Source organism: Pseudomonas sp. LFM046, assembly GCF_000949385.2.
GTDB lineage: Bacteria > Pseudomonadota > Gammaproteobacteria > Pseudomonadales > Pseudomonadaceae > Metapseudomonas.
The window spans coordinates 2,803,109-2,817,887 of sequence record NZ_JYKO02000001.1 but is presented as its reverse complement, the minus strand read 5'-3'; the positions used below and the strand labels follow the sequence as shown (position 1 = coordinate 2,817,887).

The following is a 14,779-nucleotide window of genomic DNA, read 5'->3' as shown; positions in this document are numbered from 1 at the left end:
CTCATGAGCAAATTTACGCCCAAGTACATTACCTTTGATTGCTATGGCACGCTGACAAACTTCGAGATGGCGCCTTCGGCCCGCAAGATCTTTGCAGACCGTATCAAGCCGGAACAGATGGAAGCATTCGTACAGGACTTCCGCGCCTATCGCCTCGACGAAGTTCTGGGTGCTTGGAAACCGTTCCGCGAAGTCGTGTGTAATTCGATTGAGCGCACCTGCCGCAAGTGGAAGCTCCCGTATCGGGAAGAGGACGCTCTGCAGATCTATAACGCCGTGCCGACCTGGGGCCCGCACGCGGACGTGCCGGAAGGGCTTGCAAAGGTCGCCAAGGAAATCCCGCTGGTAATCCTGTCGAATGCCGACAACTGCCAGATCCACCACAACGTCGACAAGCTCGGTGCACCGTTCGCGCATGTCTTCACTGCCGAGCAAGCCCAGGCTTACAAACCCCGCCTCCAGGCCTGGGAGTACATGTTCGACCAGCTCGGCTGCGGTCCGGAAGAGATGATGCACGTCTCCTCCAGCTTCCGTTACGACCACATGTCCGCTGCGGATCTCGGCTACGGCGCCCGCGTTTTCGTTGCACGCGGCCATGAGGCCTCCCTGACGGCTCATTCGCAATACGCGACCCACGAGATCAAGGACATCGGTGGTCTGCCGGGTCTGTTCGGTCTCTGAATGAGAGAGACGAAGCGCGCCTTGCTCACGAGAGAGGCGCGCTTTTTGCCTTCGCCGCGGTACGGTTCGCTCGCGGAACGCCTAAAGGCGGATCTGTTTGGTGATGAAAAATGAGAGTCCCAGCGTGCCCGACAGAACTATCCACACGCACAAAACGGGGCCGAATGGAATTCGGACTCAACATTCGTCGCATTGCTGTTTTCGAGCACACCCTCTCGACGACTTGTCTCAGGTTGCGGCAGGTTGAAACACTACGGAAGCCAGGGGTCTGATCCCGTTTTGAACCAGTCAATAGATCTATCAGAGCAAGCTCATATGGTTGAAGCACTGGCTCAGCTTGGTGGATAAGCGGCGCGAATGCTGGTCCTAGCGGCGAAGATGAGGCTCATGCGCCGCGTAACCCACCAGGCGATGGATAGCGTTGCGCCGATGCTGGGTTACACCACAGCAGCCATAACGAGTAGATCGACAATCGCAACAGGCGGCTAAGCTACCCTCCGGAAATAGCGGTCAGCACCTCTTACCCAAACGGCAACAGCCCCAAGTGATACATGGCTCCGCACTGGATCAGTCCCAACTTGGCCTTCCGCTTGCGATGGTAGTCAGCGGATATCCGCGTTGCTCGAGCGGCTGACGCAGCACGATCCGGCTGGCAAATTTTTCGATGCCGATATCGTCCTCCAGCAGCCGATCCATCAGCGCCTGGAACCAGGTAATGCTGGGCGCCACGATTTTCAGCAGGTAGTCGTAACCACCGCTGACGTTGTAGCACTCGACGATCTCCTGATACTTGCCGACCCCGGCTTCGAACTTGCGGAAGTCGCGGGGTCGATGGCTGCTGATGGTCACCTCGGAAAACACCATGACGTGGCTGCCCAGCTTCTCCAGCGCGACCTCCGCGCGGTAGCCGCGGATGACGCCGGCATCCTGCAGACGTTTGGTGCGCAGCAGACACGGACTCTCACTGAGGGCGATGGCCGCCGACAGATCGACGTTCGAACAGCGTCCCTCGCGCTGAAGATGCACGAGAATCTTGATATCGAACGGGTCGAGAGGTGCCGTAGGTCGCATGTCGATTACCTTCGAGGCCGGTTAGCGCGCCTTTGCAGATTGCGCTTCAGTCAGCGCTGCGTCGAGCGTCTCGACCACCATAGCGGCCTGTTCGGCCGTCAGCACCAGCGGCGGGCGAATCTTCAGCACGTTGTGCCCCATCGCACAGGCGCTGATCAACACGCCCTTGTCGCGCATCAGATTGACCACCCGGGTGGTGAGCTCGCGATCCGGGGCTCGCGTTACGCGGTCCGCGACCAGTTCCACGCCGACGAACATGCCCGCACCGCGCACGTCGCCGATCGCGTCGTGCCGCTCGGCAAGCGCCGCGATACCGTCGCGCAGGATCTTCCCGACCATGGCGGCATGCTGCAGCAGGCCTTCCTTCTCGATCGTATCGAGCACCGCCAGCGCTGCCGCGCAGGAGACGGTGTTGCCGGCGAAGGTGTTGAAGTACCGGGAGTTCTGGCCGAACTCGGCCAACACCTCGGCGGTGGCCAGCAGCCCCGCGATGGGTTGCCCGTTGCCCATCGGTTTGCCCAGGGTGACGATGTCTGGGATCACGCCATGACGCTGGAAGCCCCACATGTATTCGCCTGTGCGGCCGAAGCCGGGCTGGACCTCGTCGGCGATGAAAATGCCACCGGCCCGCTTGATCGCCTCGACCGCGCCCTGCAACAGGCCCGCGGGCTCGGGCAGGATGCCGTCGCTGGTGAACAGCGAGTCGACGATCAGGGCCGCCGGCTTGATGCCGTGACGCTGCAGATCGGCGATCGCCGCCTCGACGTCGCGGGTGAAGCGCTCGCCCAGATCCGCGCCCTCGGCGTGGTAGAGGCGCGGCGCCGGCACCAGGCGAACGTGGGCGCCGAGATCGACCGTCACGCCGAGTGAAGGCGAGAACTTCGACACCGCATCGGTGAAGCCGTGATAGGCGGTCTCGGTGACGATCACGCCGGTGCCGCCGGTGTGCTCCTGGGCGATGCGATAGGCGACGTCGTTGGCCTCGCTACCCGTGCAGGTCAGCATCAGATGCGCGAGTTCGGTCTCGGGCACGGTGGCGAGCAGGCGCTCGGCCAGTTCGAGAATGGTGTCGTGCAGATAGCGGGTGTTGGTCGCCAGGGTCTGCACCTGCCGGCAGATGGCCTCGCTCACCGCCGGGTGGCAATGGCCGAGCGAGGCCACGTTGTTGTACACGTCGAGGTAACGGCGCCCCTCCGGATCGATCAGCCACACGCCCTCGCCGCGCACGATATGCAGCGGGTGTTCGTACATCAGCCGATAGGCCGGGCCGAGCAAGGCGTCGCGCCGCTCGATCATCGCCGCGGTGGCGGGGCTCAGATCGGCGCGTCCGGGGATGTAGGCGTTGACCATGTTGAGGTCAGTGGTGCTCTTCATTGGTTTTGTCCTTTGCGTACTTCGCTGAGTAATAGGTCGCGCGCCTGATCGCGGGAAAGATCGGCCATCAGGGCCAGCGCCTCCCACGAGGCGGGGTTGTGACGCATGATGTAGGCGCGGTTCTCCGGGTAGCGCTTGGCCCGCCATTCCGAAATCAACACGGTGATCAGGTGACGTGTGGCCATGAGGTCGGCAACGACCTCCTGCTCCATCGCGCTGAGCGGCAGCATGGCGTGATAAGCGCCGACGAGTTGCGCCGGGCCCTCGAACGGATCGGCGTTGCCAGCCATGTGAAAGGCCGCCGCCGTGGCGACCTCCCCAACCAGCGGGGCATGCAGCATGTCGCCGAAGTCGATGATCCCGACTATGCGCTCATGGTCCTTCGGTGCGACCAGCACGTTGTAGAGGTGGTAATCGTTGTGGATGACCTGCGACCTCAGCGCCGGCAGACGCGGTAGCACATGCTCGGTAAAGCGCGTCATGAACGACTCGGCGAGCGCGCGCCGTGGGCCGTTTTCGATGGCATCGAGCTTGGCTGCCAGGCGGTGCGCCGCAGAAACGTTCCACAGCAGATCGTGCGTCGCCGAAGGGTGGCTGAATTCGCGCATCGCCAGGTTCAGCTCGGCGAGGAACGTCCCCATCGCCCGCCGCTGCGCGGCGGTGCGCGGGGTCTCGCGGATCTGCACGCCGTCGAGATAGGTCAGCATCCGCACGCAGGTCTCTACCCCGCCCGCCAACGCCACGCTGTCGCGCGCACGTCCATCGAGCATGCGCACCACCCGCGGCGCCGGCAGGCCGGGCGCGACACGGGCGATGTGCTCGAGCGCCGCGATCTGAAAATCCACTACCGCAAGCGGCTCGGATGGATTGCTGATCTTGACGACATAACGCCTGCCGTCGGCCGTTTCCAGGCAACAGTTCTGGTCGCGCTCGCCCACCAGTGACCTGACGCTGCCATCGATGCCGTAGAGACGACGGACCAGGGCCCGGACCTCGTCCGGTGCGAGACTGGGTGCCGCCGTGCTCAACGCCGCTGCCGCCATTGGACGACCCGTCGTCATCACGCCCCCCGTTTCAGCGCGGAGGTCTGGGCCAGCCCATCGAGGCCGAGCAAACCGGGAAGCTGGCGAATGTCGGTCAGGCGGTTGACACCATAACCCTCGAAACCTTCGAACGAGGGCTCGTGACCGCGATCGATGAAAGCCTTGGCCATGAACCCCAGGTCGTTCGCGGTCATGAGGTCGTAACGATAACTCGAGGAGACGTGCATCATCTGCTCCGGCCCGCAGCCGAGCTGATCGAACATGTATTCGAACATCTGCGCGCGCGGCTTGTAGGCACGCGCTTCCTCGGCGGTGTAGACCGCGTGGAAAGGCGCCTTGAGGTGGGCGACGCTGTGCGGGATCAGATCGACCATCGAGTTCGACAGGATCACCAGCGGGACATGCAGCGCGATGGCTTGCAGCGTCTCGACCACGTTCGGGTGCGGCTGCCAGGTCGGCACGGCCTGGTACAGGGCCAGCGCATCGGAAGGACGATATTCCACCCCGTGTGCCTTGCATGCCCGTTGAATGGAGTTTTCCACCACGTTGAAGAACGGTTTCCACTCACCCAATACTTCATCGAGGCGGTAGAAGCCAAAACTCTCTAGAAAAGCCTGCATCCGCTCGCTCGAAACGCGATCTGCGAAGAGTCTTTTCGCGGTCGGGCCCATTTCGAAGTTGATGAGCGTGCCGTAGCAATCGAAGCTGATGAATTTCGGTTTGTAAGTCACTTGAGCGATCTCCAGGGAGTGGATGAGGTTGGTATCCACAAGTCTAAGAATCTCGGCCCTGGGGAAATGCTCTATAGGTGGGTGATTCAGGCAGATTCCTGCTCGATCCGGAGCCTGCTGGCAGGATCTGCGGCCGGCCTCGAAAGGCCCGCGCTCGCACGACTTTGTGCTCCCGGGGCTGCCTCTGCAAACAAGGTGTCGGTGTTAGCTGTGCAGCGAAACAGCAGGTTCTGCGCCGCCGAGTGAGCACTGTTCACCGTAGGGTGCGCGGGGCCGCCTAGGTCGTGCGCATCAGTGCTTCGCCGCCTGAGTCGGTGCGCATGGCGCACCCTACGCGCTACTGCCCTACGGGAGCGGCGCGCGGCGCCTCTTGCCCATGTAGGGTGGGTTAGCCGCCTGTTGCGTTTATCAATCGACCGCTGAGCCGGGTGCAGCGCAGCCCACCATCGGCGCAACGCAGTCCATCGCCTGGTGGGTTACGCGACGCACGGCCTTCATCCGCGCCCGCAAGACCGGCAATCGGCTCCGCAAATCCAGCCTACGGGAGCAGCGCTCGGCACCTCTTGCCCAAACGGCAACAGCCCCTAGTTGATCTCAAGACAGGCGAGGTACGCCCAGCCAGCCGCACCCTCAGCGCCGACTGGCGACGAAGCCGCTGCAGAGGATCACCACGATCGCCACATAGCTGTCCAGCGACAGCTTATCGCCCCACAGCAGGGCACCGAGCAGGCTGGAAAACACCACCGTCAGGTAGGACAGATTGGCCGCCACCAGTTTCCGCCCTACCTTGTAGGCACGGGTCATCGCCAATTGGCCCAAGGTGGCGGTCAGCCCGATCCCGACCAGCGGACCGATATTGTGCAGCGTCAAGGCATGCCAGCCGGTGCAGGTTACTAAAGCCGCCCCGAGCACGGTCGACAGTAAAGCGAAGTAGAACACCACCCGCCACTCTGGCTCGCCGAGCTGGCCCAGCTCACGTACATGCAGATAAGCGACCCCGGACATGGCGCCGGATGCCAACCCCACCAGTCCATAGAACCACAGATCCCCCCCCATGGCAGGACGCAACAGGAGGGCCACACCGACGAAACCGAGCGCCAGCGCGGCAGCCATGCGCCCCGAAAAGCGCTCCTTGAGCCACAACACCGACAGCAGCGCCAGAAACATCGGCGAGGTGTAGTTAAGCGTTATTGCGGTGGCGAGCGGCAGATGCACCATCGCATAGAAGATGAGCAGCAGCGCCATATAACCGGTGCAACCGCGGACAAGATGGACCTTTAGGTGCGGCGTTAAAAAGCGCTGACTGTGCAGGCAGACCGGGATGCCCAGCATCAGGACCCCGAACAGGGTGCGCCAGAATACCAGCTCGATTGGAGTGAAGCTCTGCGCGCCTTGCTTGACGAATATCCCCATCAGTGCGAACAGCATGGCGGCGACGATCATCCAGGCTGAACCCAGGCCACGGCGCGGTGCCGGGCTTTCGGCAAGAGGGAGCGCATTGCTCGAAGCGGAAGTAGATTGCATGAGAATCAGTGCCCGGCCTTGATCGAAGCGCAGACCAGGCTCAATTAGCGGTTGTAGTACTGGAGCTCGGCATCGGCGGCGAAAGCGACGACTGCCGCTGGCTGCCCCGAAAACAGGCACCTTCCGATCGACGCCGTCAGGCCATGGGCAACGAAAGCTGCCGCGCTGGCGAGGTCATCGGCAAGGATCGCAGTATCATTCGTGCACCCGCGGGCAGGATGACTCAGTCTTCTCGTTCAAAAATCGCCCTCCATAAGGGAAGGGCGTTCGTCACCGGTGCTGCGCGGTACCATCACGGCGTCATAGGCGGACTATCCCTTGCCTAGACGGCGGCATATGTCGAGGTATTGAGTCATTACACTCTCCACTCCCTGCTCGATACACTCGACGACGAAGGCATGCCCGATCGAAACCTCGAGGAAGTCCGCAATAGCAAGAAAGCGCGGCAGATTCTGCAGGTTCAGATCATGCCCGGCATTGACCCCCATTCCAGCCTCCTGCACCGCTCGTGCTGCATCGCAGTAGCGCTCGAGGAGCATCTCGCCGCTGGATGAGCCGTAGCCTTGCGCATAGGGGCCGGTATACAGCTCGATCCTGTCAGTACCGGTGGCCGCAGCCAACTCGAGGGTCGTGCCGTCATGGTCAGCGAACAGACTGGTGCGAATGCCCAGGTCTTTCAGCTGCGCGACCACGTCGCGCAGGAAAAGCTGATCTCTGGCGAAATCCCATCCATGATCGGATGTCAGCTGTTCGGGACTGTCCGGCACCAAGGTGCATTGCGCCGGAAAGACCTGCTTGACCACGGCCAGGAACTCCGGCGTTGGATAGCCTTCTACGTTGAGCTCCTTACCATACTCGTCGCAGATGGAAGCCAGGTCCTTGACGTCCTGATAGCGGGCATGTCGCTGGTCGGGGCGAGGATGAAGGGTAATTCCATCCGCGCCCAGCGAAAGCAGGCGCGCCGCGAAAGCCCCCAGGTCCGGATAGTTCCTGGCACGGGAGTTTCGCAGCAATGCGATCTTGTTGAGGTTGATGGAAAGACTCGTCATCGCATTCCGCTCGTTTCGCAGCGCGCCGATCGCTTACTCAGTCGCGCCGTACACCTCGGCCAGATCGCCCAGATCCCAGTTGCCGCCGCTCAGCACCACGCAGACCTTTTCATCCGGCCGGACCTTGACCACGCCCGCCAGCAGGGCACCGATGCCGATTGCGGCGGCGGGTTCGGCAATCAGCTTCGCGTCCTTGGCCAGGGCGCGCATGCCCGCAATGATGTGCTCGTCCTCGACCAGGACGATCTCGTCGACGTAGCGCTCGATGATCGGAAAGGGATTCCGCCCCGGCACGCTCAAGCGCAAGCCGTCGGCGATGGTGTTCAGCAACGGCAGTGAGGTGCGCTCCTTGTTCAAGCGGCTGTGGTAGTACTTGGGCGTCAGCGCCGGCTCGGCGCCGACCACCCGCACCGTCGGCTTGGTTTCCTTGATGGCGGTAGCGATGCCGGAAATCAGACCGCCGCCGCCCATGGGGACGATGACGGTATCCACGTCCTGCAGATCCTCCAGGATCTCGCAGCCGATGGTGCCCTGGCCAGCCATCACCAGCGGATCCTCGAAGGCATGGACGGGCACATAGCCGTTCTCCTCGGCGATTTCGTACACCCTTTTCCAGCGGGCAGCGTTGTCGCCATCGAAGAGAATCACCTCCGCACCGAGGGCTTCGGTATTGGCGATCTTGATCTTCGGGGTGGTCACCGGCAGCACCAGAATAGCTTTCACCCCGAGCATGCGTGCGGCGTAGGCGAGCCCCTGGGCGTGATTGCCCGACGAGGTGGCGATGATGCCGTTGGCGATCTCTTCCCGGGGCAGCGAGAGCGTCTTGTTCAGCGCGCCGCGAATCTTGAACGCCCCGGTAATCTGCAGGGTTTCCGGCTTCAGATAGAGCTGGCAACCGGCGGCTTTCTCTATCTTCTCCGCGCGCAGTAGCGGCGTATGTTTGATATGGGGTTTGAGCCGTTCTTGGGCTTCTCGAATGTCCTGAATGGTCGGATGGTCGCGCATATGATGTCCTCTCTCCTAGTGCTGAAAAAAATCACGTCTCAAAGGAACGCGAAGAAGGTTCCAACGTTGTTTTCCAGCGCATTGCGATAGATTTTTTCGGCGGTGGTGTTGTCCTGGATGGCCATGCCGGTGGAGTCGAAGATGGTGATTTCTTCATCGTTCTCCCGGCCGGGCTTGGTACCCAGCAGAATCTCGCCGAGCTCGCCGTGGATGTCGTCCAGGCCGATGATCTTCGCGTTCAGCGGATGCCAGGTTTCCCCTTTTTCGATGCACTGCGAGATCGAGTCGTTGACTATCTTGGCGTGCCTGAATATCTCGGGATCCAGCTCCTGCTTGCCTTTCATATCCGTGCCAATGGCGACGATATGAGTGCCGGGTTTCACCCAACTCGCCTCCACCAGCGAGCCCTTGCCACGGGTGGTGGTGATGAGGATGTCGGCCTGCTCGACCGCCTCCTGCTTCGAGTCCGCCAGATGCACCGGGATACCGAACTCACCTTCGATATCCGCCTTGAAGCGCTCGCGCGTTTCCGGGCTTCTGCTCCAAGCATGGATCTCTTCGATCTGCATCACCAGGCTGATGGCGCGAATCTGCATCCGCGCCTGGTTGCCGGTGCCTATGCAGGTGATCTTCTTGGCGTTCTTTCTCGCCAGCGCCTTGACCGAGACGGCGCCCGACGCGCCCGTCCTGAGGCCGGTGAGCAGACTTCCATCCATTACGCAGATCAGCGCACAGCTCCTGGCATCGAACAGCAGGACGGTTCCCATGCCGTTGGGCACACCGTGCGCGGCCGGGTTATCGAGGAAGCCGCCGGACGAGGCCTTCATCGAGATGATTTCATTGGTCTTGCAGTAACCGACCTTGAAGTCGATCTCCCCGCGCGGCTCCGGCAGATGTATTCCTATGTAATCGGGCTGTACCACCTGCCCAGCGCTGAAGGCCTTGTAGGCCTCCTCCACCGTTCCGATGACCTCCTCCATGGATATCAATCTGCCGACTTCTGCTTTGTTGAGCAGCAGAGTTTTCATCTACAGACCTCACTGTTCTTTTAATCGGGGCAGCCGAAATTGACCGAGCTTACGCAAGCATCGATGCCGGAACTGCTCTCCCTGTGCGGCGCAATTAGCTCGGCGAGGGAGTGCCGGTTCGCTGTAAGAATTATGCTGGCGAGCGCTTGGCAGAAAATTTCGAATACCGGGTTAATGCGCTATTTCCGCACCTTTTCCTCACCTTTCACGAAAGCTAACGCCTGCTCCTTCAACTCACGGATCGCCCGCAAAAACCCTGAAGTAAGCATTTCCGCAACTACGTCGAGGGCGGATGAGGCTGCAGAAACCGCTGCGCCAAGCGCAGCAGCAGAAACTTCCAGACCCCCTTTGGAAAACGCCCGATTCTGCGATTGCACACTGCCAATACAACAGCCTCATCGGGACACGATGCCTAAGATGGGATCGGCACAACGGCATCGGTAATTGTCGGAGCCCGGCCTACCGCACCGAATCGAGCGACCAGGCGGCAGACCCGAATCTCAGCGTCGATCATCCGATCTGGTGCGCTCCGACGCGGCCTTGCAGCGCTGGTCTGCATCGCTCGCTGCACAGCCGTAACAACAACAGGTTTCAGACCAGGAGAACAGAATGCCAGCCCCCTTGATCACCATGCAGTCCAACCCGGAGCTGCCGAAAAGCACCGATGTCGTCGTCATCGGCGGCGGCATTATTGGCGTATGCGCCGCCTATTTCATGGCCCGTCAGGGCGTGAGCGTCGCCCTGCTGGAGAAGGGCCGGATTGGCGCGGAGCAGTCCAGCCGCAACTGGGGCTGGTGCCGCCAGCAGAACCGCGACGCGCGCGAACTGCCGCTGTCGACCAAAAGCCTCGCGCTCTGGGAGGAGATCACCGCCGATCTCGGCGAGGACCTCGGTTTCCGCCGCTGCGGGCTGTTCTATCTGTCGGACAACCAGGCCGAACTGGACGGCTGGGCCAAGTGGCGCGACTTCGCCATCACCCAGGGCGTTACCACCCATATGCTGAGCAGCGCCGAGGCCACGCAACGCGGCGCCGTCACTGGCAAGTCCTGGCTGGGTGGCGTGTTCTCGCCGTCAGACGGCATCGCTGACCCGGCACGGGCGGCACCCTTGATCGCCAAGGGCGTGCTCAAGCATGGCGGGTCGATCCACCAGTTCTGCGCAGCTCGCGGTATCGAGACCGAGGCAGGACGGGTATCGGGGGTCATCACCGAAAAGGGCGTGATCAAGACCCGCCAGGTAGTGATGGCCGGCGGCGCCTGGGCCTCGTCCTTCTGCGCCCAGCTCGGCATTCGCTTTCCGCAAGCGTCGGTGCGTTCGACCATTCTGTCGGTCATGCCAGGTGCCCAGGGTCTTCCCGATGCGCTGCATACCAGTGAAGTTACCGTCACCCGGCGCGGGGACGGCGGCTATACCCTGGCCATTTCCGGACGTGCGTGCGTGGATCCGACGCCGCAACAACTCAGGTTCTCCTCGTACTTTCTGCCGATGTTCGCCAAACGCTGGCAAATGCTCTCACCCGGCGACCTGCAGGGTTGGCAATACGGACATGAGACGCGTCGCAAATGGGCGCTCGACCGGCCTACGCCGATGGAACGCGTGCGCATCCTCGATCCGCGCCCGTCGGAATCGATACTGCGCGATACCCTCGCCCGCGCCCGCCGCCTGCTGCCGGCCCTGGGCAGCGTGCCCGTTCAGGCAGGTTGGGCCGGCTATATCGATAGCACCCCTGACGGCGTGCCGGTCATCGACGAAGCGGCAAACCTGCCCGGCTTCATTCTGGCCGCCGGCTTCTCAGGCCACGGCTTCGGCATCGGCCCCGGCGCCGGGCGCCTGATCGCCGAACTGGCGCAGGGCAAGACGCCGTTCGTGGACCACAGCCAGTACAGCCTCGCCCGGCTGAACAAAGGTGCGTGGGGCAAGGTCTCGGAGTTCTGACTCCCTCTGGGCCCAGGCGGGAGCTCGGCTCCCGCCGACGTAGGGTGCACCGCGCGCATCAAAACGCCGACGCCTCGGTCAGAGGTGCGCATGGCCTGGGCACCCCGCGGAAGGTGATCCGTACCAGACAAGGCCTAACGGCCTCCCGCCTTCTCCTCGTCATCGACCGAGCCGCTCGAACCAGCGAGCGCGTATCGGTTGCCTTGGCAGCTCTTTCGCTCGCCCTCCGCATCCTCTTCGATTGCTTGAAACGCCAGCAGTCGCGCGCTGCTCGGCACAGGTGCGCCGGCGGCTAATCAATGGGTGAGGCGCCCGCGCGCATGAGCATTGCGCAGGCGCCAACTGCTACGGCTTATTTGACGACGTACAGCTTGCGCACATAAACGTTGCTCTCCCAGGCGCAGGGCGTGCCTTGGGCCACGAATACCGTATCGCCGGTGTTGACCTTCAGCTTGACGCCGTTGGCCAGCTGCAGGGTGACGCTACCCTCGATCAGGTGCATCAGTTCATGCATCTTGTGCGGGCGGGCGCGACGTGCGTAGGGCGTCGAATCCCACACGCCGACCTGCAGATTGCTGGTGTCGTCGGAGAAGGCGTTATGGGAGCGGCATTGCGGAGCAGCGCTGATCAGGATCTGCGCATCCAGCCCCTGCGAGGGATTGAGCGTCGCACGCTGATTGATCTGGGTCAGGCCGGGTTTGCGCTCGGCGCCCTGGCTCAGCGCGCAGAACGCCCACAGGCTACCGACCTGCGCCTGCACGCGCAGCGCCGTGCCACGGCCGATCACCACGCTGTCGCCGACACCCAGATCAAGCGTCTGCTGCTCGTCCTGCAGGCTGACCTGTCCGGCGTGCACCACCAGCATTTCGGTGTAGGGGTAGTCCTCGACCACCAGCTCTGCGCTGGCCTGAACGAAGCCGGCGCTGACGCCTTCATCGCCCCGATAGGCCACGTGACGGACGTTGCCGAAGGGATCGGACGAGTCCAGGGCGGCGGGGGTGAACGCAGCGGCAGGAGAGCCGTCGGCATACGCCAGCAGCGAAGCGATAGGGTGTGACATCGATGGAACCTCCAAGGGTGAACGTGTCGGCGAGACGAGCGGCGAAGCGCTCATAAGGGGTTGGCAAGAACGACTTGGCAGCGGCTTGCTGCGCTGCCCAGCCGGGCCTCCATGCTAGGAAATATCGCCCGATATTTGCTGCGGACTTCAGCCCTTGCCCAAGCATTAGATGCGGCCGATGAGGCTGAAACTTATGCAATCAACCGAATTGATTTAGCCCTCTTGCCAGCGCTCATTCGCAACTGAGATATAGCCACCGCGCTCGGGGAGAGGACAGGCGTGATCCTCACCGCTCAGCCTCGTTCTATGTCGATTGCAATGGCTGAACGAGCCCGTCCTCACACCTCGAACCGACGCGATTCATCTGAGCTGCCATATAAGCGTTGCCCACCACCTGGGCAATGAACACTAATAAGATCAATGGAGTACTCCATGAGCGCCCTTAAACCGTGCTGTCTTGCACTGGCGATAACTGCTGTCTCGCAATTGGCCGTAGCTGGCCAGGAACAGGCTAAAGGCTTCATCGAAGACAGCAGCCTCACTCTGCTCAATCGCAACTTCTACATGAACCGGGATTTCCGTCACGGCGGCAGCAATAGCCAAGGGATCAATCGCTCGAAACCTGTCAGCGAGCGCAATGGGTATCGTGAGGAGTGGGCGCACGGCGCCATGCTCAACTTCACTTCCGGCTTCACCCAGGGCACGGTAGGGTTCGGCGCGGATACCTTCGCCTACGGAGGGGTCAAGCTTGATACCGGTCGCGGTCGCGCCGGCGCTGGTCTACTGCCAATCAGCAACAACCAGACTGCTGATGCCGAAGTACCTGATGCTTACGGTGAGATCGGTGGCGCAGTGAAGATGCGCGTCTCCTCCACCGTGCTGAAGTACGGCGAACAACGCCCGACCGCACCGGTATTCGCAATGGGCGACAACCGCCTGCTGCCGGAAGTGGCCACCGGCTTCCAACTGTCCAGCAGCGAGCTCGACAACCTCCTCCTCGAGGCTGGCCACTTCACAGCGTACAACGGTAGAAACTCGACCAACTCCGACGACAAACTGCTAACCACGTACGGCGGCGTAGAAGCGGACAGCGTCGACTTTCTCGGGGGTTCCTACAAGGTCAACGACAGGCTCGTTTTCATGGCCTACGCCAGCGAAGCCGAGGAGGTCTGGCGACAATACTTCGGCAGCGCCTCGTACACCCTCCCGCTTGCCGACCAACACGCCCTGTCGTTCGGTCTAACTGCGTACAAGACCAGTGACGAAGGAGAAGCACGTGCGGGTGAACTGGACACTACCAGTTGGTCGGCCAAAGCCGCGTATGCATTCGGCCCACATAAGGTCACGCTGGCCTACCAGAAGATTGATGGCGACGAGACCTTCGACTATATCGGCGTTGACTCGATCTGGCTGGCCAACTCCGTTCAATACTCCGACTTCAATGCCCCCAACGAGCGGTCAATGCAGATCCGCTACGATCTCAACATGGCAAGCTTCGGCGTGCCGGGCCTTACCTTGATGGCGCGCTACATCAAAGGCGATCAGATCGACTTCACCCAGGCCGACCCCACGGGCACCTCCTTCCGCGCCGGAGCGGACGATGAACACCATTGGGAGCGTGACCTGGAGGCCAAGTATGTGGTCCAGGAAGGATCGGCAAAAGACCTGTCCTTCCGCCTACGCCAGGCCACCCATCGCTCCAGCTCGTTCGATAGTGATATCGACGAGGTCCGCCTGATCATCGAGTATCCGCTGAGCATCCTGTAAGCGCCGCGGTCCTATTGTTTTGCCAAGACCTGGCCAATTCTTTTCAAGGCATCCATCCCCCATGCTCCTTTGCCTTAAGACGCCTTATCGGGCGTCTTTTTTTATGGGCAAGGCAGCGCACCAAGAGATGGGTACGTGATGACAAGGGAGATTTGTACGGCTATTGCCTCCCTGCGAATAACACCCTGCCGACTCAGGTAATCCACTCTCGAGCGGGTTGGCAGGGATGGCCTTGATGACGAAAGGTCCGCCTATCAATCATGGATGAAACACAGCTCGCCACGGGACCCACCGAAGGTAGCGTCATGTCCTTCCGGACGGCGGCATGCGAGTGCTACAAGGGCAGAATCTCTCACGGCATTTACTGCCGATCCTAGCGCCTGCTCGAGCAGTAACTATGGGCTGTGGAGCTGTCTGCTTGGCGAATATGTCGAATTGACCCAAGCCTATTGCCACGCTACGACGCAGATGGGATACAGGCTCCATCCAACACGGAATCAAAGCCGTGCGA

The 14,779-nt window shown here is 61.8% G+C and carries 12 protein-coding genes; 3 read left to right on the top strand and 9 right to left on the bottom strand.

Annotated features, from left to right (window positions below):
* Positions 1–3: 3 nt before the first annotated feature.
* The gene (locus tag TQ98_RS12990; protein ID WP_044870108.1) at positions 4–681 is read left to right on the top strand and encodes a haloacid dehalogenase type II; all 678 of its coding nucleotides are present in this window, start codon (positions 4–6) and stop codon (positions 679–681) included.
* 567 nt (positions 682–1,248) lie between these two features.
* Here the strand turns inward: TQ98_RS12990 and TQ98_RS12985 are convergent.
* The 8 genes from TQ98_RS12985 to TQ98_RS12950 form a co-directional block, all read right to left on the bottom strand.
* Positions 1,249–1,752: an Lrp/AsnC family transcriptional regulator gene (locus TQ98_RS12985; RefSeq protein WP_044870107.1), complete on the bottom strand. Its 504-nt coding sequence runs from the start codon at positions 1,750–1,752 to the stop codon at positions 1,249–1,251.
* Between the two features lie 21 nt (positions 1,753–1,773).
* Complete coding sequence (locus TQ98_RS12980; protein WP_044870106.1) at positions 1,774–3,126, bottom strand: aspartate aminotransferase family protein; 1,353 nt, start codon at positions 3,124–3,126, stop codon at positions 1,774–1,776.
* Positions 3,123–4,187 carry a phosphotransferase gene (locus tag TQ98_RS12975; protein WP_044870105.1) on the bottom strand — a complete coding sequence of 355 codons (1,065 nt, stop codon included), beginning with the start codon at positions 4,185–4,187 and terminating at the stop codon, positions 3,123–3,125. The genes TQ98_RS12980 and TQ98_RS12975 overlap by 4 nt, the downstream gene beginning before the upstream one ends.
* Entirely contained in the window at positions 4,187–4,939 is a 753-nt protein-coding gene (locus TQ98_RS12970; protein WP_242443113.1) for a haloacid dehalogenase type II, read from the bottom strand. The genes TQ98_RS12975 and TQ98_RS12970 overlap by 1 nt, the downstream gene beginning before the upstream one ends.
* A gap of 591 nt (positions 4,940–5,530) precedes the next feature.
* Positions 5,531–6,343, bottom strand: a complete 813-nt coding sequence (locus TQ98_RS12965) for a DMT family transporter (RefSeq protein ID WP_044870104.1) — start codon at positions 6,341–6,343, stop codon at positions 5,531–5,533.
* Between the two features lie 392 nt (positions 6,344–6,735).
* Positions 6,736–7,473 carry a pyridoxine 5'-phosphate synthase gene (locus TQ98_RS12960; protein WP_044870103.1) on the bottom strand — a complete coding sequence of 246 codons (738 nt, stop codon included), beginning with the start codon at positions 7,471–7,473 and terminating at the stop codon, positions 6,736–6,738.
* Between the two features lie 33 nt (positions 7,474–7,506).
* Entirely contained in the window at positions 7,507–8,478 is a 972-nt protein-coding gene (locus TQ98_RS12955; protein ID WP_044870102.1) for a threonine/serine dehydratase, read from the bottom strand.
* A 38-nt stretch (positions 8,479–8,516) separates the two neighbouring features.
* A complete protein-coding gene (locus TQ98_RS12950; protein WP_044870101.1) occupies positions 8,517–9,506 on the bottom strand; it encodes an ornithine cyclodeaminase family protein in 990 nt (329 codons plus the stop codon).
* A gap of 609 nt (positions 9,507–10,115) precedes the next feature.
* Between TQ98_RS12950 and TQ98_RS12945 the strand changes: the two genes are divergently transcribed.
* On the top strand, positions 10,116–11,441 hold the full coding sequence (locus TQ98_RS12945) for an FAD-binding oxidoreductase (RefSeq protein WP_044870100.1): 1,326 nt from the start codon (positions 10,116–10,118) through the stop codon (positions 11,439–11,441).
* A 352-nt stretch (positions 11,442–11,793) separates the two neighbouring features.
* Here the strand turns inward: TQ98_RS12945 and TQ98_RS12940 are convergent, their stop codons facing one another.
* Entirely contained in the window at positions 11,794–12,501 is a 708-nt protein-coding gene (locus tag TQ98_RS12940; protein WP_044870099.1) for a cupin domain-containing protein, read from the bottom strand.
* A 432-nt stretch (positions 12,502–12,933) separates the two neighbouring features.
* Here TQ98_RS12940 and TQ98_RS12935 point away from each other — a divergent pair, with 432 nt between their 5' ends.
* Entirely contained in the window at positions 12,934–14,268 is a 1,335-nt protein-coding gene (locus TQ98_RS12935; protein WP_044870098.1) for an OprD family porin, read from the top strand.
* The last annotated feature ends 511 nt before the right edge of the window (positions 14,269–14,779 follow it).

Coding starts and splice junctions, on each gene's coding strand:
- TQ98_RS12990 (WP_044870108.1), top strand. CDS start 4: ATGAGCAAATTTACGCCCAAGTACATTACCTTTGATTGCTATGGCACG.
- TQ98_RS12985 (WP_044870107.1), bottom strand. CDS start 1,752: ATGCGACCTACGGCACCTCTCGACCCGTTCGATATCAAGATTCTCGTG.
- TQ98_RS12980 (WP_044870106.1), bottom strand. CDS start 3,126: ATGAAGAGCACCACTGACCTCAACATGGTCAACGCCTACATCCCCGGA.
- TQ98_RS12975 (WP_044870105.1), bottom strand. CDS start 4,187: ATGACGACGGGTCGTCCAATGGCGGCAGCGGCGTTGAGCACGGCGGCA.
- TQ98_RS12965 (WP_044870104.1), bottom strand. CDS start 6,343: ATGATCGTCGCCGCCATGCTGTTCGCACTGATGGGGATATTCGTCAAG.
- TQ98_RS12960 (WP_044870103.1), bottom strand. CDS start 7,473: ATGACGAGTCTTTCCATCAACCTCAACAAGATCGCATTGCTGCGAAAC.
- TQ98_RS12955 (WP_044870102.1), bottom strand. CDS start 8,478: ATGCGCGACCATCCGACCATTCAGGACATTCGAGAAGCCCAAGAACGG.
- TQ98_RS12950 (WP_044870101.1), bottom strand. CDS start 9,506: ATGAAAACTCTGCTGCTCAACAAAGCAGAAGTCGGCAGATTGATATCC.
- TQ98_RS12945 (WP_044870100.1), top strand. CDS start 10,116: ATGCCAGCCCCCTTGATCACCATGCAGTCCAACCCGGAGCTGCCGAAA.
- TQ98_RS12940 (WP_044870099.1), bottom strand. CDS start 12,501: ATGTCACACCCTATCGCTTCGCTGCTGGCGTATGCCGACGGCTCTCCT.
- TQ98_RS12935 (WP_044870098.1), top strand. CDS start 12,934: ATGAGCGCCCTTAAACCGTGCTGTCTTGCACTGGCGATAACTGCTGTC.